Source organism: Bradyrhizobium archetypum (assembly GCF_013114835.1).
Classification (GTDB): Bacteria; Pseudomonadota; Alphaproteobacteria; order Rhizobiales; family Xanthobacteraceae; genus Bradyrhizobium; species Bradyrhizobium archetypum.
The window spans coordinates 300,378-318,905 of sequence record NZ_JAAVLW010000002.1; the positions used below are offsets into that span (position 1 = coordinate 300,378).

General features: G+C 63.0%; 20 protein-coding genes and 1 pseudogene. 11 read left to right on the plus strand and 10 right to left on the minus strand.

Annotated elements, in window-relative coordinates; all coding sequences use genetic code 11:
• Window positions 1-10 precede the first annotated feature (10 nt).
• On the minus strand, window positions 11-868 hold the full coding sequence (locus HCN50_RS05900) for an SDR family oxidoreductase (protein ID WP_171708695.1): 858 nt from the start codon (window positions 866-868) through the stop codon (window positions 11-13).
• A 50-nt stretch (window positions 869-918) separates the two neighbouring features.
• On the minus strand, window positions 919-1,131 hold the full coding sequence (locus HCN50_RS05905; protein ID WP_171708696.1) for a CsbD family protein: 213 nt from the start codon (window positions 1,129-1,131) through the stop codon (window positions 919-921).
• 128 nt (window positions 1,132-1,259) lie between these two features.
• Here HCN50_RS05905 and HCN50_RS05910 point away from each other — a divergent pair, with 128 nt between their 5' ends.
• On the plus strand, window positions 1,260-2,171 hold the full coding sequence (locus HCN50_RS05910; RefSeq protein WP_171708697.1) for an NAD(P)/FAD-dependent oxidoreductase: 912 nt from the start codon (window positions 1,260-1,262) through the stop codon (window positions 2,169-2,171).
• Between the two features lie 15 nt (window positions 2,172-2,186).
• Here the strand turns inward: HCN50_RS05910 and HCN50_RS05915 are convergent, their stop codons facing one another.
• The 3 genes from HCN50_RS05915 to HCN50_RS05925 all read right to left on the minus strand — a co-directional run bounded on the left by HCN50_RS05915 (window position 2,187) and on the right by HCN50_RS05925 (window position 5,083).
• Entirely contained in the window at window positions 2,187-3,725 is a 1,539-nt protein-coding gene (locus HCN50_RS05915; RefSeq protein ID WP_171708698.1) for an FAD-dependent oxidoreductase, read from the minus strand.
• Between the two features lie 84 nt (window positions 3,726-3,809).
• A complete protein-coding gene (locus HCN50_RS05920; protein WP_171708699.1) occupies window positions 3,810-4,532 on the minus strand; it encodes a DUF72 domain-containing protein in 723 nt (240 codons plus the stop codon).
• Between the two features lie 239 nt (window positions 4,533-4,771).
• Window positions 4,772-5,083, minus strand: coding sequence for a hypothetical protein (locus tag HCN50_RS05925; RefSeq protein WP_171708700.1), 312 nt, complete (start codon window positions 5,081-5,083; stop codon window positions 4,772-4,774).
• Between the two features lie 429 nt (window positions 5,084-5,512).
• On the opposite strand from HCN50_RS05925, the gene HCN50_RS05930 reads away from it, so the two are divergent.
• Entirely contained in the window at window positions 5,513-6,061 is a 549-nt protein-coding gene (locus HCN50_RS05930; protein ID WP_171708701.1) for a DUF4142 domain-containing protein, read from the plus strand.
• A gap of 87 nt (window positions 6,062-6,148) precedes the next feature.
• On the plus strand, window positions 6,149-6,379 hold the full coding sequence (locus HCN50_RS05935; protein WP_171708702.1) for a DUF6496 domain-containing protein: 231 nt from the start codon (window positions 6,149-6,151) through the stop codon (window positions 6,377-6,379).
• A 5-nt stretch (window positions 6,380-6,384) separates the two neighbouring features.
• On the opposite strand, the gene HCN50_RS05940 is transcribed toward HCN50_RS05935, so the two are convergent.
• The 4 genes from HCN50_RS05940 to HCN50_RS05955 all read right to left on the minus strand — a co-directional run bounded on the left by HCN50_RS05940 (window position 6,385) and on the right by HCN50_RS05955 (window position 8,364).
• A complete protein-coding gene (locus HCN50_RS05940; protein ID WP_171708703.1) occupies window positions 6,385-6,540 on the minus strand; it encodes a hypothetical protein in 156 nt (51 codons plus the stop codon).
• Window positions 6,541-6,652: 112 nt separating this feature from the next.
• Window positions 6,653-7,417, minus strand: a complete 765-nt coding sequence (gene budC / locus HCN50_RS05945) for a meso-2,3-butanediol dehydrogenase (protein ID WP_171708704.1) — start codon at window positions 7,415-7,417, stop codon at window positions 6,653-6,655.
• A gap of 45 nt (window positions 7,418-7,462) precedes the next feature.
• A complete protein-coding gene (locus HCN50_RS05950; protein ID WP_171708705.1) occupies window positions 7,463-7,894 on the minus strand; it encodes a CBS domain-containing protein in 432 nt (143 codons plus the stop codon).
• Window positions 7,895-8,037: 143 nt separating this feature from the next.
• On the minus strand, window positions 8,038-8,364 hold the full coding sequence (locus tag HCN50_RS05955; protein WP_171708706.1) for a hypothetical protein: 327 nt from the start codon (window positions 8,362-8,364) through the stop codon (window positions 8,038-8,040).
• A 192-nt stretch (window positions 8,365-8,556) separates the two neighbouring features.
• On the opposite strand from HCN50_RS05955, the gene HCN50_RS05960 reads away from it, so the two are divergent.
• Entirely contained in the window at window positions 8,557-9,690 is a 1,134-nt protein-coding gene (locus HCN50_RS05960) for a DUF1236 domain-containing protein (protein WP_171708707.1), read from the plus strand.
• A gap of 207 nt (window positions 9,691-9,897) precedes the next feature.
• On the plus strand, window positions 9,898-10,353 hold the full coding sequence (locus HCN50_RS05965; protein ID WP_171708708.1) for a host attachment family protein: 456 nt from the start codon (window positions 9,898-9,900) through the stop codon (window positions 10,351-10,353).
• Window positions 10,354-10,413: 60 nt separating this feature from the next.
• Here HCN50_RS05965 and garD read toward each other — a convergent pair whose 3' ends face one another.
• On the minus strand, window positions 10,414-11,949 hold the full coding sequence (gene garD, locus HCN50_RS05970; RefSeq protein WP_171708709.1) for a galactarate dehydratase: 1,536 nt from the start codon (window positions 11,947-11,949) through the stop codon (window positions 10,414-10,416).
• A 280-nt stretch (window positions 11,950-12,229) separates the two neighbouring features.
• On the opposite strand from garD, the pseudogene ytfQ reads away from it, so the two are divergent.
• The 6 genes and pseudogenes from ytfQ (at window position 12,230) to HCN50_RS06000 (ending at window position 18,528) form a co-directional block, all read left to right on the plus strand.
• Window positions 12,230-13,194: pseudogene (gene ytfQ / locus HCN50_RS05975) on the plus strand (galactofuranose ABC transporter, galactofuranose-binding protein YtfQ).
• A 130-nt stretch (window positions 13,195-13,324) separates the two neighbouring features.
• The gene (locus tag HCN50_RS05980) at window positions 13,325-14,863 is read left to right on the plus strand and encodes a sugar ABC transporter ATP-binding protein (protein ID WP_171708710.1); all 1,539 of its coding nucleotides are present in this window, start codon (window positions 13,325-13,327) and stop codon (window positions 14,861-14,863) included.
• A 5-nt stretch (window positions 14,864-14,868) separates the two neighbouring features.
• On the plus strand, window positions 14,869-15,852 hold the full coding sequence (locus HCN50_RS05985; protein ID WP_376700268.1) for an ABC transporter permease: 984 nt from the start codon (window positions 14,869-14,871) through the stop codon (window positions 15,850-15,852).
• Entirely contained in the window at window positions 15,849-16,832 is a 984-nt protein-coding gene (gene yjfF, locus HCN50_RS05990; RefSeq protein ID WP_171708712.1) for a galactofuranose ABC transporter, permease protein YjfF, read from the plus strand. The genes HCN50_RS05985 and yjfF overlap by 4 nt, the downstream gene beginning before the upstream one ends.
• Complete coding sequence (locus HCN50_RS05995) at window positions 16,829-17,599, plus strand: FadR/GntR family transcriptional regulator (protein ID WP_171708713.1); 771 nt, start codon at window positions 16,829-16,831, stop codon at window positions 17,597-17,599. Before yjfF ends, HCN50_RS05995 begins: the two co-directional genes overlap by 4 nt.
• On the plus strand, window positions 17,596-18,528 hold the full coding sequence (locus HCN50_RS06000; RefSeq protein ID WP_171708714.1) for a Gfo/Idh/MocA family protein: 933 nt from the start codon (window positions 17,596-17,598) through the stop codon (window positions 18,526-18,528). Before HCN50_RS05995 ends, HCN50_RS06000 begins: the two co-directional genes overlap by 4 nt.

Here is an 18,528-nt window from a genome sequence, read left to right on the forward strand (position 1 = left end):
ATTCAATCCGTCACAGGAACGGCTTTCCGCCGGTGACCGCGATGGTGGCGCCGGAGACATAGCTGGAAAGCGGATCGGCCAGCATGACGTAAGCGGTCGCCAGCTCGACGGGCTGGCCCGGGCGCTTCATCGGGACCTGCTTGCCAAAGTTCTCGACGGAGTCCTCAGGCAGGGTGGAGGGAATGAGCGGTGTCCAGATCGGCCCCGGGGCCACCGCATTGGCGCGAATGCCTTTCTCAGCCAGCATTTGCGCCAGCCCTGCCGTGAAGTTATGGATCGCTCCCTTGGTGGTCGCATAGGCCAGCAGGCTCGGGTTGGGCACATCCGAATTGATCGACGCGGTATTGATGATGCAGCTTCCCGGCTTCATGTGGGGGACGGCGGCCTTGGTGAGATAGAACATCGCGTGGATGTTGACCTTGAAGGTCAACTCCCATTCTTCGTCGCTGATCTCGTCGATCGACTTGAAGCTGGCCTGGTGCGCCGCATTATTGACAAGGATGTCGATGCCGCCGAGCTCCGATACGGCTTTGGCGATGAGTGCGCGGCAATGATCGGGGTGCTGGATGTCACCCGACACAAGAACGGCCTTGCGGCCTGCCTCGGTCACCAGCCGTTCGGTCTCGCGGGCGTCGTCGTGCTCATCCAGATAGGAGATCAGGACATCTGCTCCCTCCCTGGAGAACGCAATGGCCACCGCGCGCCCGATGCCGCTATCGCCACCCGTGATGACCGCCTTTTTGCCGATGAGCCGGCCGCTGCCTTTGTAGGAAGTTTCGCCATGGTCGGGCAGCGGCTGCATCGCGCCGGTCTTGCCCGGCATCGGCTGGTGCTGGCTGGGAAAGGGCGGGCGCGGATAGTGCAGCATTGTGTTTCTCCGAAAAGCACGGCGCCGGCGCCGCAGCATTCGTGCCGCGGCTAGGTCAGGCGATGGAGGTTTCCAAATGGGTTGAGGCTGCTGGGTTCCTTGTCCTCTTCCTCGCCCTCGCGTTGCTCGGTCTTGGCTTCTTCTTGCAGCTTGCCGTCGCCAAGCACCTCGGCAATCGCTTCCTTGGCTTTCCCTTTAGCCTGGCGCGCCGTTCGTTTGATCTTACTCATGGTGTTGACCTGCGCGTATTGCAGCTTGGACAAAGTCAATGTCCGACCGACGTCTTCGTTCCTGTGCGGCCCTGCCATGCCGGCGCCCCCAATGCCCGCCGCCCGCGGGGAACGTTGCGATGCTCGTCGCGCTTGGTTCGCCGGGAAGGGCGGTGAAGCCGATGCCACGATTTGAACCGAAAGATCTTGATGCGCTGATCATCGGCGGCGGGCCGGCAGGGTTGACCTGCGCGATCTATCTGGCGCGGTACCGGCGCCAGGTCGTCGTCGTTGATAGCGGGGAAAGCCGGGCGGCGCTGATTCCGGAGACGCACAACTATCCGGGCTTTGCGGATGGAATTGCCGGCCCGCGCCTGCTTGAGGCGCTCACCTCACAGGCAAAGGCCTACGGCGTCGAGATCATCGGTGATCGGATTACGGCATTGCTGCGCGTGGAGGACGGCTTCGAGGCAACGTGTTCCCGGGGGATCATCGGATCAAAGCGGGTTGTGATGGCGAGCGGATTGATCGATCACGACCTCGGCAATCCCGAGCTTCAGCAGGCGGTTGGCAACGGGCTGGTTCGATATTGTCCGATCTGCGACGGATTCGAGGCCTCAGACCGGCGCATCGCGGTACTGGGAAACGCCAATGAGGCGGGCACGAAGGCGCTGTTTCTGCGCACCTATTCCAAGGACGTCACGCTGCTGACGCTGGATGGCGAGGGCTGCTGCGACCAGCTCGCCCGCGAGCTGTCGCAAGCCGGCATACGCTTTCCCAAGGCGCGCGCCGTGGCCTTCCGCAAGCAGAACGGCCACATGACGGTATCCTTGAGTGACGGGACGGTCGAGGCATTCGACGTGATCTATCCCGTTTTGGGCTGCGAGGTCCGCTCCGAGCTGGGGCGGAAACTCGGCGCCCGCCACAATGATACCGGCTGCCTCGAAGTCGACGCACGTCAACGCACAAACGTAGCCGGACTCTACGCCATCGGAGACGCCGTTTCAGACCTGCACCAGATCGCGGTCGCGACTGGTCACGCTGCCGTCGCCGCCACCGATATCCATAACAGCCTGCCGCGCAATTTCCGCTGACGGCAGCATGGGAGGTTATGGCTGATCCGCGATGTCAGCCCCGGCCAGCGGGCTGACCGCGGGAGCGTTGAGCGGCGTGCCGTCGAATGCGAAGTGAGACCCGTGGCACGGGCAGTCCCAGCATGTCTCGAACGAATTCCAGTGCAGGTGGCAGCCGATATGCGTGCAGGCTGCGGAACGGGCGTAGAGCTTGCCGGCCTCATCGCGATAGGCGGCGATCTTGCTGAGGCCGTGCCGGATGATGGCGCCATGGCCGGCTTTCAAATCGCCCACTGCGCTCAGCTCGCCAGGCGCGAGATATTCGGCGAAATTCTTCAAGGGGGTCAGGTTCTCCTTGATGAAATTGCCGACGGCCGCAGGGGTCTTGCGCGAGGGCTCGTAAACCTCGGCCCACTTTGCGTCGCGGCCGAGGATCAATGCTGAGTTGATCATAGCACCCACCACGCCGTGGGTCATGCCCTGGCCGGAATCGCCGGTATGCACGTAGATATTGTCGTTCCCTGGATTCCTGCCGATGAAGCCCGCATAATCGATGGTCTCTAGAACTTGCCCCGACCACCGGTGGGTGACGTCCTGGACGTGAGGGATCAGGTTGCGGGCCCAGGCTTCGAGGCTCTGAAAACGCACCTCGGCATCGTCGGCTTCACCGCTCTTGTGATCGGCGCCGCCGACGATCACGTAGTCGGTCTGCCCTTCGCCCGGTTGCAGCCGCACATAGTGATAGGGATCCAGCGTGTCCCAGTACAGGGCATCAGGAATAGCATCCTTCCGGATCGAAAACGCCATCGCATAAGTGCGATAGGGCGCCATCTTGGTGTGCAAGGCAAATCGATCCACAATCGGCGAGTTCGTCGCCACCACCGCCGCGCGCGCCACGACCTTGCCGCCGCCGGTTGAGACGACCACCTTGCCGTCGTCGCGCTCTTCGATGGACTCGACCACCGTGCCGGCGTGGAACGTCCCACCCTTCGCTTCGACGATCGCGGCAAGCGCTTTGAGATATTTCAGAGGATGAAACGTACCCTGCCGCGGGTAGCGCAGCACGTGTTGTTGCTCGCAGTGTGAGAATGGGACGCCAACGAGCCGATGGACATGCGCGCCCACCTTGCGAGCTGCTTCCAATTCGTCATCGATGATTTTTGAATCGGTATTGAGCGCCTGAAAGAGATAGCCGTCGAGCCGCCGGAAATCGCATTCGATGGATTCCCTGTTCTGCACCTCTTCGATGCGATCGATCGCAGCCGACTGGCTTTCATGGAAAAGACGCGAAACGTCTTCGCCGCGAAGTCTGATCAGCGCCGAGATCAGGTCGTCGCAAGGTGAGCCGAGATGCGCCGTGGTTCGCGCCGTCATGCCGCCGGCGATATCACTGCGGTCGATCAGCGTGACGCGTAATCCCTCGATGGTGAGCTCGTAGGCGGTAGAAATTCCTGCGATCCCCGTGCCAATCACGACGACGTCGCACTCGCTGTCGCTTTGCAGCGGTGCTGCGTTGGGGGCGACTGCGACCTCCATCCATAGCGACCTGCTGCGGCGATCGGCGAAATGGCTCATCCAAAAACCCGGTAACTGAATAATAGTCGAAGACCAACAGCGGATCGACCCGTTGGTTCCCGGGTTCCGCCGCGATCAGTTGTGTCACATCAGCTCCATCAGGCGCCGGGCATCAGCCGGAGCAGCGCTTTTCTGGTCATTGTCGAAGTAGACGAACACGTCGCAGCCCTGCCTTTTCCAGGATCTGATGCGACGGGCCCAATCGGCAAGAGCGGCCTCGCCGTAGTGGTCCTTGTAGCGGCCCCCAGGACCGTGCCCGCGGACGTAGACGAAATCGGCGGTGCGCTTCCAGGGTGCCGGTGCGTCATGATGGTCGGAGATGCAAAGCGAGATGTTTTGCTCGCGCAGCAGCCGGATTATTCCGGGCTCGTACCAGCTCGGATGCCTGAATTCGAAACTGTAGCGGCGCTTCCTCGAGAGTAGTTTAAAGAAGGAGGCAAGGCGATCGGCATTGGCGTGGAAGTTCGGAGGTAGCTGAAACAGCACCGGCCCTGCTTTCCTGCCGAGCAGGGAGAGGCGGCTTTCAAGCAGTTCGAGGCTGTTGACCGAATTCTCCGACAGGCGCTTCCAGTGGGTGATGAATTTGGATGCCTTCCAGGCGAAAACGAAATCACGCCCGGTCTGGGCTCGCCAGCTCTTTACGGCCTCCGGAGTTGGCGTCCGGTAAAACACGCCGTTCAATTCGGTCGTCGGAAACTGACCGGCATAAAATGGCAATTGCTGCTTGAGCGGCAGGCCCTTGGGAAAGAACGGCCCGCGCCAGGAATCGTAGTGCCAGCCCGACGTGCCAATCAGTACCCGGGGCATGGCATCACGGCTTCAGAACGACCTTGATGCAGCGGATATTGTCCTCGCCATGCCGCGCCCATGCTCTCATCGTCGAAATCCTCCGCTATCCGATCAGCATGAAAATGATCGGAGACAGGGAGTTGTTCCTGCATCGGGAAGCACCGCCTGTAGCTTCGAGTGGATTGGATGCCATTGCCGAGCGATCGCGCTGACTACCGAGCGAAGGCAGCCATTCGACGATGGTAGGTACGTGAGGATCACGCCCGGCCGGACTTCTCTCGAAGGTCGTCGAGCTCCACGAGATAGGCCAGCAGCAGGTCGCCCTGCGGCTGCGCGGCATCCCGCGCGGCTTCGCGGTACATGGCAATTTCGCGCTCGGTCGAGCGGCGCACCCGGAGGCGCGCCTTGCCGTCCCACAGCGATACGCCATTCGACATCAGGTCCGCGATGTCCTGACGCAGCCAGCGCTCATGACAAAGTTGCTGAGATTCTCGCAAGTTCTTGGCTTCGAAAGCCAGAATGGGTTTTCCAGCGATATCCAGGGTAAAAATCGGAGGCGGCAGCGTCATCCGACCCAGGCCATATGTCTGATGACAAGGAAGAGGTTGACGGCGCCGAGGGTGATGAGTGCGCTGGACATTCCGATCCGCATTGCAATCCGAATGACAGTTAGGCTCATGCCGGTGGCCCGATCTTATCCGTTAAACGATCGAGATCTCTGCAATCGAAGAGCGCCGTAACGAATCGGATTTCGAGAACGTCCGGCAGCCCCTGCAAAAATAGCCTGCAGGCCGTTCGTCGTCTGTCCGATCCCTGACACATAGTATCCGGAAATATGGTTCGAAACGCTGACCACTGTCGGGCAGGGGAGTCCCGCGCGGCAAGAACCGGGGCCGGCAGCCGGCCCGACCGGCAACCGCGCAAGGGAACGATCGAGAATATCGCAGATTGATACGGAAGCTGCCGGAATTAGCCCAGCTAGAGAAGAGGGACTCGAAATGAAATATCTTGCCTCATGCTTTGCGCTCGTTCTTCTGGCGACACCCACCATGGCGCAGTCGGTCGGAGAGAAGACCGGGATTAACTCAACTCTCGGAATCACTCCGGCAACGGAAGATTTCGTGAAACAGGCTGCGATCAGCGACATGTTCGAGATCCAGTCCAGCCAGCTCGCGCAGCAGCGCGGCGATGCGGCCGATAAATCTTTTGCCGCCACCATGATCAAGGATCATGAGAAGACGGCAAGCGATTTGAAAGCAATGGTTTCGAGCGGTGACGTGAAGGTGACGTTGCCGACCGAGCTCGACAGTACGCACCAGAGCAAGATCGACAAATTGAAAGCGCTCAAGAGCGGCGATTTCAGCGCCCGCTATCAGCTCGATCAGGTGAGCGGTCACAAGGACGCCGTATCGCTGTTCGAGCGCTACGCCAAGGGCGGCGATCATCCGAAACTGAAGGAGTGGGCGAACAAGATGCTTCCGACGCTGCGCCACCATTTCCAAATGGCGCAGGAGTTGGCTGCGGGAAAGACGGTCGGGAAGCACTAAAATGCGCGGCCGCGCATTGGTAGCGGGCACTTAGAGTGCCTGCAAGGCAACGCCCGCGCGATCTGTTGAACAGCGAGGATGAGTAAGATGGCGAAGAAGGCAAAGAAACGAAGATATTCAAAGGGAGCGGCAAAGAAGGTCGGCCGCGCCATGAAGAAGCGCAAATCCGGCACGCTGAAGAGCGGCCGATCCGGCAAGAAGGTGAAAAGCAGGAAGCAGGCGATCGCGATCGGCCTGTCGCAAGCGCGGAAGAAAGGCGCCAAGGTGCCCAAGAAGGGGTCAAAGAAACGCTCGAAGAAGCGTGCAGCGAAGTCTTGAAGGACTCAGTCCGACCGGGTCAGATCGGCGGCCGGATAGGCCACCATCCAGTCGTCCAGCAATTCATCTCCGAAGTCATCGAGTGCGCGAAACCGGTAGCGCTCGGGATTTCGGGGCGAGGAGATTTTGCGGTTTCGAGGGAATGTCAGTCTTGGTGTCATCGATGTTCGCCGCTCCGCCCGCGTCCCCCCCTGTCCGCATGATGGGCAGAGATAGAACGGCGGGCGGCTGACGGGGGTTCCCGTGACCTCATGAAAAAGCGGGGCAGCGCTACTACGCCAGCGGCGGCTGGCCGTTGGAAGCGGAAACGCCGCCGTCCACGGCCACATTTGCCCCCGTTACGAAACTGGCCTCGTCGCTGGCGAGAAACGCAATGACGGCGGCAACTTCGTGCGGCTCGCAAACTCGTCCGAGCGGAATTCGCTCCCGGAACTTGGCCATCAGCTCCTCATCTTCCATCATGTCGGCGGTCATGCCGGTCCGCGTCAGGCTGGGACAGACGGAATTGACCCGAATGCCTTTCCTGCCGAGGTCCAGCGCCAGCGACCGCGTCAGGTTGACGACGGCGCCCTTGGCGGCGTTGTAGGGACTGGTTGCCCAGTCGCCCCCGGTTCCGGATACCGAGGCGGTATTGACGATCGAACCCCTTGTCTTTTCGAGATGCGGCAGGGCGGCGCGGCAGCCGTAGAAGACGCCGTCGAGGTCGGTCGCCATCACGGTACGCCACTGATCGTTGCTGATTTCGGCGGGGTCGCCGCCTTCGTACACGCCGGCATTGTTGACCAGGACATCCAGCCGTCCAAAGCGCTTCGCGACGGTCGTCACCATGGCGTCGACAGCGTCGCTATCGGAGACGTCAGCGAGATGCGCCATAGTGAGTTGCGCCGGCATATCCTTCGCGACATTGGCCAGCAACATTTCGTTGCGATCCACCAGGGCGACGCGCGCGCCTTCCGACGAGAAGCGCCGCGCGGTGGCTTCGCCAATGCCGGAGGCCGCGCCGGTGATGATCGCGACCTTTCCTTCAAAGCGCTTCATGGCCGCTTATTCCAGGACAGCGCTGTCCGATCGGCTTCGCGCAGATCAAACCTGTGCATGCTGGCCGCCCGGGCGTGAAATTCGGCCCAACGCTGCTCCCGTGCCGTTACCGCCTTGCACCAGCGCGATATCGCCCAACGCAATGATGCCGACAAGCTGTTTGTTGCGATTGAGGACCGGCAGACGGCGAACCTGAATGTCGCCCATGTTCGCACTCACCTCGTCGAGATCCTGATCTTCGTAGCAGTATTTCACATCGGCCGTCATTGCATCGCCGACCCGTGCCTCGGGTCCTCGGCCCATGCCGATACCGCGGATCGCGATATCGCGATCGGAGATCATGCCGACCAGGCGGTTGTTGTCGGTCACCGGCAACAACCCGACGCCGAGCGCTGCCATGGCCTGCGCGGCGTCCTTCAACGTATCGTCGGGAGTACAGAGTTGAACCTCTGGCGTCATCGCATCGGAAACTTTCATGGGAATCTCTCCATCTGTCCGTTGCTTCACCCGCTAACAGGCATCGCCGACCGCCGTTCCTGCGGCCACATGAAATTTTCCAGATGTGATAAGGAGAGACTTCAGCCGAGCTGAAATCTCTGCCGAAATCTCTCCTGGATCTGCTACCAGCGGTCGTTGTCGACGCCAACACCCACGCTCACGCCAGGAGCGCGGATTCCGACGCCGGCCCGAGGTCCGTCATCCCAATCGCGATAGCGCCGATGTTCGATATATCGCTCGCGCGGCGCATAGGCGTATGAATCCCGTACGATCACTCGGCTGCCGCCGCGCGTGCGATAGCAGCGTCCATTGTCGTCACAGACCATGCGGACCTGCTGTATCAGATCGGAGTTCGTATATTCACTCTCGGTATAGACGTCAGATGCATTTGCGCTGCCGATCACGAGCGTTCCCGCGCCGGCCAACAAGCCGATTGCAATCTTCCGCATAAGTTCCTCCTTGTTCGAATGCTGCCCGGGGCTCAAAGCGCCGCATCCGCTTTGGTTCCGATCGCAGAAACCAACGAGGTGGAGGTTCCGTGAATAGGCGCACTGCATAGAGGAAGGAACAGCGTCAAGAAGCGCAGAGTTATCGTTCCGTCGGAAGACCCAATCTTCCAAGAACGGAACGAGGAGCGGAACATGAAAAACAGCCTGTTAGCCGGCGCCATCGCCGGGCTGATGCTAGGCACAAGCGCATTCGCCCAATCACCGAGTGATCAGCAAAGAACCAATGCGCCGTCGGCGCAAAACCAGTCACCCAAGGCGGCGCCATCGCCTGCGACACCGCCAGATACCCCAAGCGGCAGGTCGGACACACAGCAACAGCCGACAAATGCCACGGCTGACTCGCCGCGTCCGCAGGCTCAGTCAAACCAGCCTGCTGCCTCTCAATCCGGCGCGGCGTCGCAGACGAGATCCGACGGCAATGCGGCCAACCCGCCGGCGCAACAGCAGCAGGCTCAGCAGCCGTCGCAGCAACCATCACAGGCTCAGCAACCGGGCGCGTCTTCACAGCCCTCGCAAGCGCAGACCAATACAGCGCCGCCGGCCAGCAACCAGTCGACCAGCACGCAGCAATCGACCGGTCCGGCCAATACGACCAACAGCGGGTCTGCACAGCCTTCGGCCAATACGGCGGCTCAACCTTCAAACACGCAGACCAACACCGCGCAATCGCGGACGAACGTCAACGTCTCGGCCAATCTGACTGAGAGTCAGCGTACCCGCGTAAGCACGTCGATCAGCCGGCTGAATGTCAAGCCGGTGACCAACGTCAACTTCTCCTTGTCGGTGGGCACCGTGGTACCGCGCGATGTGCATTTCGAGCCGCTGCCAGCCGAAGTCGTCGAGGTGATGCCGCAATACCGCGGCTACAACTTCATCCTGGTTCGCGAGGATATCGTGATTGTCGATCCCGCGACCTACAAGATCGTCGATGTGCTGCCGCGCGGCGGCCAATCGACCGCGGCTGCCCCGACACCACGCAAGGAGACCTTCTCGGATCGCGACAGGGAGGTTGTCCGCAAACATGCGCGCTCGTCCAGGACGGAGCAGCGTTCGACCAGAACCGAGCAGCGCACCACGGGCAGCGCCACGTCCACGCGCGTGCGCGTCGGCGATCGCTTGCCGGACTCGGTCGAGATCAGGTCATTCCCGGATGAGGTTTATCGGGAATCGCCTCGGCTGCGTGAGTATCGCTACATCGAGCGCGACGATCGGATGTATATCATCGAGCCCGGCGAGCGTCGGATCATCGAGGAAATCGACGACTGACACGTAAGCCAGTGGAGGAGGGAGGCGGTCCTTGCCTCTCTCCGCCGTCGTGTCTCCGCGATCGATCGTGGTGCTTCCTTGTTTTCCATGCAGCGGAAGAGGTTAAAGTTCAGCGATATCGGGCGCTGACGCCGGCTTGCGAGGTTTCACCGTCGCACAGGCAACTCACGCGGCGTTCATGCGTTGGGGCCACATGGAGCAACAATAATGGCCACGGAAGTGAAACCCCGCATATCCCACAATACGCTCGTCCTCATCGGCGATGGAAAAAAGGCCCTCTTTCTCCGCAACAAAGGTACCCCCCAGCAGCTCAACCTTGAGGTAGAGCACGTTCTCGAGCAGGATAATCCGGCAACACGCGAGCAGGGAACCGACCGTCCCGGGCGGTCGATCGGGAGCGTCGGCTCGGCTCGAAGTGCCATGGAGCAAGCCGACTGGCATTATATCGCAGAGGAGCGGTTCGCCGACGCCATTGCCGAGGCGCTCTATCGCCTTGCCCATGGCAACCGCTTCGAAAAGCTCGTCGTTGTGGCGCCCGCGAAGGTGCTCGGCAATCTTCGGCAGGCCTTTCATGCCGAAGTGACCGAGCGGATCGTGGGCGAGATTCCGAAGGAGCTAACGTCCCATCCGATACCCGATATCGAACGGCTGATGGCGGCCTAGCCGCTGATGGCCGCCGCCGGTCGCGGCGGCCAGGCCTGCGCCTCTTGCCTTGTATCGCGGTCAGGTCACCGGACCGGGGTTGAACAGCGCGAGCGCGTTGGTCAGCTTCCAGTGCTCTGCCCAGGTCTCGCGGCCGCTTGCCACGTCGAGAATGAGGCGGAAGATCTCCCAGCCGACGTCTTCGATCGTGGCGTCGCCGGTTGCAATGCTGCCGGCGTCGACATCGATCAGATCGTGCCAGCGTTGCTTCAGCTCGCTGCGCGTGGAGACCTTGATGACCGGCACGGCGGCAAGTCCATAGGGCGTGCCGCGGCCGGTGGTGAAGACGTGCAGCGTCATGCCCGAGGCGAGCTGCAGCGTGCCGCAAACGAAATCGCTGGCCGGCGTCGCCGCAAAAATCAGTCCTTTCTGGCTGGCGCGCTCGCCAGGGGCGAGCACGCCCGCGATCGGGCTGGTACCGGACTTGATCACCGAACCCATCGCCTTCTCGACGATGTTGGACAGGCCGCCCTCCTTGTTGCCCGGCGTGGTGTTGGCGCTGCGATCGGCCTCGCCGCCGGCGAGGTAACGGTCATACCAGGCCATCTCACGCACCAGCGCGTCCGCAACCTCCTGGTTGGCCGCGCGCGGCGTCAGGAGGTGGATGGCATCGCGTACCTCGGTCACTTCGGAGAACATCACGGTGGCGCCGGCGCGGACCAGAAGATCAGCAGCGAATCCAAGCGCCGGATTGGCGGTCACACCCGAGAACGCATCGCTGCCGCCGCATTGCATGCCGACCACCAGCGCCGATGCCGGGCAGGTTTCGCGGCGCCGCTCGTTCAGCACCTTGAGACGCGCATCCGCCATCTGCACGATCTCGTCGACGATTTCGCCGAAGCCGGTGAGGCCTTCGTCCTGCATGCGCATGATCTCGTCGTCGGCGCTCATGCCCTCGGGCAGCAGCAGCTCGGGCTGCAGCTTCTCGCAGCCGAGGCCGACAATCATCACCTCGCTGCCAAAATTGGGATTGCGCGCCAGGTTCTGCAGCGTGCGGATCGGAACAGCGGCACCCGGCGCGTTGATAGCGACGCCGCAGCCATAGGCATGCGTGATCGCCACCACGCCGTCGACATTGGGATATTTCGGCAACAGCTCCTTTCGAATCCGCTCCAGCGCAAACTCGACCGTGCCGGCGACGCATTGCACGCTGGTCGAGATCGCGAGGATGTTGCGGGTGCCGACCGAGCCATCGGCATTGCGATAGCCTTCGAACGTGTAGCCTTCCAGCGGCGGCAGCCTGATCGCAGCGCCATTGGATTTCGGCAGATTGTCAAACGATGGCGCGTTGGGCATCCGCACCAGCGATTCCCTGACCCAACTTCCCTTCGCGATTGGCGCATCGGCATAGCCGATGACCTCGCCGTAGCGGCGAATGGCTTCGCCTTCTCTTATATCGGCGAGGGCAACCTTGTGGCCTTGCGGGATCTGTTCGACAAGCCGCAAGCCGCACGAGAACTCGGCGCCCGGATGCAGCCCTGCGCGGTTCGCGACGATCGCGACGTTATCGTCCGCATGCATGCGGATATAGAGCGGTTTCGCGGTGGCGCGCTGCATGTTGAATCCTTATTCGCTGGCGGCATCAGGAGCGGGGCAATCAAGGTCAAACCAGGCCTCCGATCAAGCGGTCCCTCGCGCAGAAGTCACGGTTCGGATTCGGCCTTCGGCCACGCGAGCACGGTCATTGAGGAACCAATAGTAAAATAATATGACTAGTCAGGGCCGTCCTTACGTGGAATATTCCCCGCGCTGCCGCCAACGGACAGCGCCAAAGGTGCCTTGATACCGAATTCGGAGATGCAGGCACCCTGAGCAATCATTTTGGGAGAACGCGCCTATGACCTCCAAAGCCCTCCTTGCGGCCACCGCCCTGGCCGCCATCACGCTCTCGCTTCCCGCAACCGCCGCTGAACTTACTGTCGGCTTCTCCCAGATCGGATCCGAATCCGGCTGGCGGGCAGCGGAGACTTCCGTCGCCAAATCGGAGGCCGCCAAGCGCAAGGTCACCCTGAAGATCGCCGATGCCCAGCAGAAGCAGGAGAACCAGATCAGGCGATCCGCTCCTTCATCGCCCAGGGTGTCGATGCCATCTTCCTCGCGCCTGTCGTGTCGAGCGGCTGGGATGCGGTGCTGAAGGAGGCCAAGGAAGCCAAGATCCCGGTCGTGCTGCTCGACCGCGACATCGATCCGTCGGGCAAGGAGCTCTATCTCACCGCAGTCACCTCGGACAGCGTGCACGAAGGTGCGGTCGCCGGCGAATGGCTGGCGAAGGCCGTGAGCGGAAAGCCGTGCAATGTCGTCGAGCTGCAGGGCACGGTCGGCGCCAGCGTCGCAACCAACCGCAAGAAGGGCTTTGACAGTGTCGTCGCCAAGAACGCCAATCTCAAGGTGGTGCGCAGCCAGACCGGCGACTTCACCCGCGCCAAGGGCAAGGAAGTGATGGAGAGCTTCATCAAGGCCGAAGGCGGCGGGAAGAACATCTGTGCGGTCTATGCTCACAACGACGACATGATGGTCGGTGCGATCCAGGCGATGAAGGAGGCCGGCCTCAAGCCGGGCAAGGACATCCTGACGGTGTCGATCGATGCCGTGCCCGACATCTTCAAGGCGATCGCCGCCGGAGAAGCCAACGCCACCGTGGAGCTGACGCCGAACATGGCAGGCCCCGCGCTCGACGCCATCATGGCCTACAAGGCGAAGGGAGCGGTACCGCCAAAGTGGATCCAAACGGAATCGAAGCTCTACACGGCGGCTGATGATCCGCAGAAGATCTATGACAGCAAGAAAGGGCTCGGCTACTGACCGGCCGCCTTTGCGCCGCCGGGAGGTTTAAGGACCGGCCCGGCGGCCCAAGCGTTCTCGATGAATCCGCCTCAAGGCGAACATGCCGGCATTCGCGTTCGACGCGAATGTCGGTGGGAGTGATGTCGGCATGAATGCACATTCCGACCCTGGCCATGCGCTGCTCGAGGTACGGGCCTTGAGCAAGAGTTTTGGCACGCTGCGCGCCCTGCAGCAGGTGGATTTCACCTTGCGGGCCGGCGAAATTCACGCGCTGCTCGGCGAGAACGGCGCAGGCAAATCGACCCTGATCAAGGCGGTGACCGGCGTCTTTCCGCGCGATGCCGGCATTGTCAGGCTGGACGGTGCCGAAGTCGCGCCGCGCACGGCCAAGGCCGCGCTCGATGCGGGGATCGCCACCGTCTATCAGGAGGTCAACCTGCTCCTTAACTTGTCGGTGGCGCAAAACCTCTATCTCGGCAGGCAGCCGACGCGGTTCGGCCTGGTGCGCGAGGCCGAGATGCGCCGCCACGCCGCTGCGCTGCTTGCTGAGTTCGACCTTCATATCGATGTCGCCGAGCCGCTCGGGAACTATTCGGTCGCTGTCCAGCACATCACCGCGATAGCCCGCGCCGTCGACCAGTCGGCGCGCGTGCTGATCCTCGACGAACCGACCGCGAGCCTCGATCGCCACGAGGTCGAAGTCCTGTTCGCGGTGATGCGCAAGCTGGCGCAGCGTGGCATCGGCGTCATCTTCGTCACGCATTTTCTCGATCAGGTCTATGAGATCTCTGACCGCATCACGGTGCTGCGCAACGGCCGATTGATCGGCGAGCGGACGACCGCCGAGCTGCCGCGGATCGAACTGATCCGCATGATGCTCGGCCGCGAACTCGCCGAGACGACCCGCGAGCGCGCAGCGGCGCAGGATCGGAAGGCGGGAGACGTATGCGCGCGCTTCGACGGCTATGGCAAGGCCGGCTATGTCGCGCCGTTCAATCTTTCGCTTCGCCGCGGCGAGGTGGTCGGGCTCGCCGGCCTGCTCGGCTCGGGCCGCACCGAAACCGCGCGCCTGGTATTCGGCGCCGAGCGCGCCGACAGCGGCAGCGTCACCGTCGAAGGCAAGCCGGTCCGGCTGCTTTCGCCGCGCGATGCCGTCGCCCATGGCTTCGGCTATTGTCCCGAAGAGCGCAAGACCGAGGGCATCATTGCCGATCTTACCGTGCGGGAAAACATCGTGCTGGCGCTGCAGGCCAAGCGCGGCCTGGCAAAGCCGCTGTCTCGCGCCGAGCAGGATGAGATCGCGATGGGTTTCATTCGCCTGCTCGACATCCGCCCGCCCGAGCCGGAACGCTCGATCGGGTTATTGTCCGGCGGCAACCAGCAGAAGGTGCTGCTCGCCCGCTGGCTCGCCACTGCGCCGCGTCTTTTGGTGCTCGACGAGCCGACCCGCGGCATTGATGTCGGCGCCCATGCCGAGATCATTCGATTGATTCGCGAACTCTGCGATGACGGCCTGGCGCTGCTCGTGATCTCGTCCGAGCTCGACGAGATCGTGACCTATTCGGACCGGGTGGTCGTGCTGCGCGATCGCGCCCATGTCGATGAGCTGGAAGGGGAAGCCGTCGACGTCACCAATATCCTTGCAGCGATTGCGGTGGCTGGCACGGCCGGTGCGGAGGCCGGGTAGCCATGATGCAAAGACTGCTGCAAAGCCGGGGCCTTCCCCAGATCATCGCCCTGTTGGTGATCCTTGTGATCGACCGCGCCGTCTCGCCGCAATTCTTTGATCTGCGGATGCTGGACGGGCGGCTGTTCGGCAGCCTGATCGATGTCCTGAACCGCGGCGCGCCGGTCGCGCTGCTTTCCCTGGGCATGGTGCTCGTTATCGCCACGCGCGGCATCGATCTGTCGGTGGGGGCGGTCATGGCGATATCAGGCGCGATCGCCGCGAGTCTCGCCGACCAGCATGGCCTGCCGATCGCGCTCGCGGCTGCGCTCGGGGCTGGGCTGTTGTGCGGACTATGGAATGGCTTTCTTGTTGCGGTGCTCGGCATCCAGCCGATCGTTGCCACCTTGATCCTGATGGTGGCGGGCCGCGGCGTCGCGCAGCTCATCACGGAGGGCCGCATCGTCACCTTCACCGCGCCGGATCTAGTCTGGCTCGGCAACGGCGCCGTGTTCGGCGCCCCGACGCCGGTAGCCGTCGTCCTCGGCATGTTGATCGTCACAGGCGCGGTGGTCCGTGGCTCCGCGCTCGGCCTGCTGATCGAGGCGACCGGCGGCAATGCCAGGGCGAGCGAATTGGCCGGGATCGGCACGCGCGCCATGATCCTTGCGGTCTATGTGTGGTGCGGCCTGTGCGCGGCGCTCGCCGGCGTCATCGCCGCCGCTGACATCATGGGCGCGGATGCCAACAATGCCGGGCTCTGGCTCGAACTCGACGCGATCCTTGCGGTGGTGATCGGCGGCACCTCGCTGTTCGGCGGGCGCTTCAGCCTGGTGCTGGCGATGGTCGGGGCGCTGATCATCCAGGCCATGAACACGGGCATCCTGCTGTCGGGCTATCCGCCGGAGTTCAATCTGCTGGTGAAGGCGGCCGTCGTGCTGATCGTCCTGCTGCTGCAATCGCCGTGGCTCGCCAGCGTCGGTGCCGTGCTGGGGAGGGCCCGCCAATGAGGGGTCTGCCGCCAGTCGCGATCACAGCCCTCGTCTTCGTCGCCGGGTTTGCGCTCTGCACGGCGCAATTTCCCAATTTCGCTTCGACCCGCGTGGTGGCCAATCTGCTGACCGACAACGCCTTTCTCGGCATAGTCGCCACCGGCATGACCTTCGTGATCATTTCCGGCGGCATCGATCTCTCGGTCGGCTCGGTGATCGGATTCACCACCGTGTTCGTCGCGCTGGCGATCGAGCGGCTCGGTGTGCCGCCGCTGATCGCCTTTGCCGCGATCCTCCTGCTGTGCGCCGCCTTCGGAGCAGCGATGGGCGCCATCATCCACGTCTTCGACATGCCGCCTTTCATCGTCACGCTGGCAGGGATGTTCCTCGCCCGCGGCGCCAGCTTCCTGATGTCGACGGAATCAACGCCGATATCAGCGCCGCTCTATTCGACGGTGTCGGATTTCGCGCTGCGGCTGCCCGGAGGAGGGCGGCTCACCGCCATCGCCCTCATCATGCTCGCGGTGGTCGCGGCTGGCGCCGTGCTGCTGCATTTCACCCGCTTTGGCGCCAACGTCTATGCGCTTGGTGGCAGCCGCACGACCACGGCGCTGATGGGCATCCCGGTCGGATCGATGACGGTGCGCATCTATATGCTGTCGAGCGTCCTGGCCGGGCTCGCCGGAATCGTGTTCTCGTTCTACACCGCGGCGGGTTACTCGCTGTCCGCCGTCGGCGTCGAGCTCGATTCCATCGCGGCCGTGGTGATCGGCGGCACCTTGCTGACCGGCGGCCAGGGCTCTGTGGTCGGCACCTTGCTTGGTGTGCTGATTCAGGGCTTGATCCAGACCTACATCAATTTCGATGGAACCTTGTCGAGCTGGTGGACCAAGATCGTGACCGGTATCCTACTGTTCGCCTTCATCGCGCTGCAGCAGGCCATGCTGGGCATCGCCCGCCGCAGCGGCCCCCGTAAGGCAGGAGTCCTCAAATCATGACGTCCCGGCTTGTCGTCATCCCGACGCGGCGCGCGCATTCCAACCACGCCGAGGTCGCCCGCAGCATCGGTGTCGATATCATCGCCGGCCGTTATGCCGAAGGTGTCCGCCTGCCGGGCGATGCCGAGCTCACGGCGATGTTCGGCGTCTCGCGGCCGGTGTTGCGCGAGAGCGTCAAAACGCTGGTCGCGAAGGGGCTACTCACCACCAAGGCGCGGGTCGGCACCGTGGTGCGCGAGCGCGGTGCCTGGAACATGTTCGATGCCGACGTGCTGGCCTGGCATCTCGATGCCGGCATCGACCGGCGCTTTCTCAACGATCTCGCCGAGATCCGCCTCGCGGTCGAACCGCGGGCGGCGGCGCTTGCCGCCAGCCGCCGCTCGGAGGCCGACATCGCCGAACTGAACCGGAGCATGGAGCGGATGCGGCGTGAGGCTTCCGACTCCGTCGGTTTTGCCGACGGCGACCTTGCGCTGCACCTGGCCGTCGCCAATGCGTCCGGCAATCTGTTCATGCGTTCGATCGGCAACGTCATCGAAGCGGCACTCCGCGCCTCCTTCCTGCTCAGCGCGCCGGTCGAAACGCAGGACCGCGAGACGGTGCTGTTGTGGCACCAACGCATCGTCGATGCGATCGCAAGCGGCGATGCCGAGGCGGCCACCGCCGCCATGACGGAGGTGATCCATAATGGATTGCGGCGCCATGAGGATGTTTCGCCGTCGTCAGGCGCTGCGGCGGCAGCGGTTGAATCTGGAGAGCAATCATGAATCCGCTTCGCGTCGCCATCGTCGGCTTCGGCAAGATCGCGCGCGACCAGCACGTGCCGGCGATCGCAGCGACCGACGGCGTGGAGCTCGTTGCCGTCGCCAGCCGCAATGCCTCGCTTCCGGGCGTGCCACATGCGGCGACGCTCGACGAACTCCTGCGCGACGGTCCGCCGATCGATGCGGTGGCGCTGTGTACGCCGCCGCAGGTCCGCCATGCCCAGGCGACGACGGCGTTGGCCGCCGGCAAGCATGTGATGCTGGAAAAGCCACCGGGCGCCACGGTGGCCGAAATCAAGCCGCTGATGATCGCGGCCACGGCCGCGCAGCGCACGCTGTTCGCCACTTGGCACTCGCGGTTTGCGCCGGCCGTCGAGCCGGCGCGGCAGTTGCTGGCTGGTCGAAAGATCACATCGGTCAAGATCACCTGGAAGGAAGACGTGCGGGTCTGGCATCCCGGACAGGCCTGGATCTTTGAAGCAGGCGGACTCGGCGTGTTCGATCCCGGCATCAACGCGCTCTCGATCCTGACGCGGATTGTGCCGCAGCCATTGTTCGTGACATCGGCCGATCTCGCGTTTCCCGCCAACCGCGACGCACCGATCGCCGCCAATCTTGCGCTCAGCGATGCGCAAGGGCTGAGGATTGCGGCCGAATTCGACTTCCGCCAGACCGGCCCGCAGAGCTGGGACATCGATCTCGACACCGACGGCGGGCCCGTGACGCTTTCGCTTGGCGGCGCCAAGTTGGAAGCCGGGGACAAGCAGCTCGTCGATGCCCCAGATGCCGAATATGCCGGGCTCTATCGCCGTTTCCGCGAGCTCGCCGCGACCGGCGAAAGCGACATCGATCTCGCGCCGCTGCAGCTCGTCGCCGACGCGTTCCTGCTGGGACGACGTCGCATGGTCGAACCATTCGAGGACGAGACATGA

Excerpts from the sequence above, each read along its gene's own strand:
- HCN50_RS05900 (WP_171708695.1), bottom strand. The coding sequence starts at position 868 with ATGCTGCACTATCCGCGCCCGCCCTTTCCCAGCCAGCACCAGCCGATG.
- HCN50_RS05910 (WP_171708697.1), top strand. The coding sequence starts at position 1,260 with ATGCCACGATTTGAACCGAAAGATCTTGATGCGCTGATCATCGGCGGC.
- HCN50_RS05915 (WP_171708698.1), bottom strand. The coding sequence starts at position 3,725 with ATGAGCCATTTCGCCGATCGCCGCAGCAGGTCGCTATGGATGGAGGTC.
- HCN50_RS05920 (WP_171708699.1), bottom strand. The coding sequence starts at position 4,532 with ATGCCCCGGGTACTGATTGGCACGTCGGGCTGGCACTACGATTCCTGG.
- HCN50_RS05925 (WP_171708700.1), bottom strand. The coding sequence starts at position 5,083 with ATGACGCTGCCGCCTCCGATTTTTACCCTGGATATCGCTGGAAAACCC.
- HCN50_RS05930 (WP_171708701.1), top strand. The coding sequence starts at position 5,513 with ATGAAATATCTTGCCTCATGCTTTGCGCTCGTTCTTCTGGCGACACCC.
- HCN50_RS05935 (WP_171708702.1), top strand. The coding sequence starts at position 6,149 with ATGGCGAAGAAGGCAAAGAAACGAAGATATTCAAAGGGAGCGGCAAAG.
- HCN50_RS05940 (WP_171708703.1), bottom strand. The coding sequence starts at position 6,540 with ATGACACCAAGACTGACATTCCCTCGAAACCGCAAAATCTCCTCGCCC.
- budC (WP_171708704.1), bottom strand. The coding sequence starts at position 7,417 with ATGAAGCGCTTTGAAGGAAAGGTCGCGATCATCACCGGCGCGGCCTCC.
- HCN50_RS05950 (WP_171708705.1), bottom strand. The coding sequence starts at position 7,894 with ATGAAAGTTTCCGATGCGATGACGCCAGAGGTTCAACTCTGTACTCCC.
- HCN50_RS05955 (WP_171708706.1), bottom strand. The coding sequence starts at position 8,364 with ATGCGGAAGATTGCAATCGGCTTGTTGGCCGGCGCGGGAACGCTCGTG.
- HCN50_RS05960 (WP_171708707.1), top strand. The coding sequence starts at position 8,557 with ATGAAAAACAGCCTGTTAGCCGGCGCCATCGCCGGGCTGATGCTAGGC.
- HCN50_RS05965 (WP_171708708.1), top strand. The coding sequence starts at position 9,898 with ATGGCCACGGAAGTGAAACCCCGCATATCCCACAATACGCTCGTCCTC.
- garD (WP_171708709.1), bottom strand. The coding sequence starts at position 11,949 with ATGCAGCGCGCCACCGCGAAACCGCTCTATATCCGCATGCATGCGGAC.
- HCN50_RS05980 (WP_171708710.1), top strand. The coding sequence starts at position 13,325 with ATGAATGCACATTCCGACCCTGGCCATGCGCTGCTCGAGGTACGGGCC.
- HCN50_RS05985 (WP_376700268.1), top strand. The coding sequence starts at position 14,869 with ATGCAAAGACTGCTGCAAAGCCGGGGCCTTCCCCAGATCATCGCCCTG.
- yjfF (WP_171708712.1), top strand. The coding sequence starts at position 15,849 with ATGAGGGGTCTGCCGCCAGTCGCGATCACAGCCCTCGTCTTCGTCGCC.
- HCN50_RS05995 (WP_171708713.1), top strand. The coding sequence starts at position 16,829 with ATGACGTCCCGGCTTGTCGTCATCCCGACGCGGCGCGCGCATTCCAAC.
- HCN50_RS06000 (WP_171708714.1), top strand. The coding sequence starts at position 17,596 with ATGAATCCGCTTCGCGTCGCCATCGTCGGCTTCGGCAAGATCGCGCGC.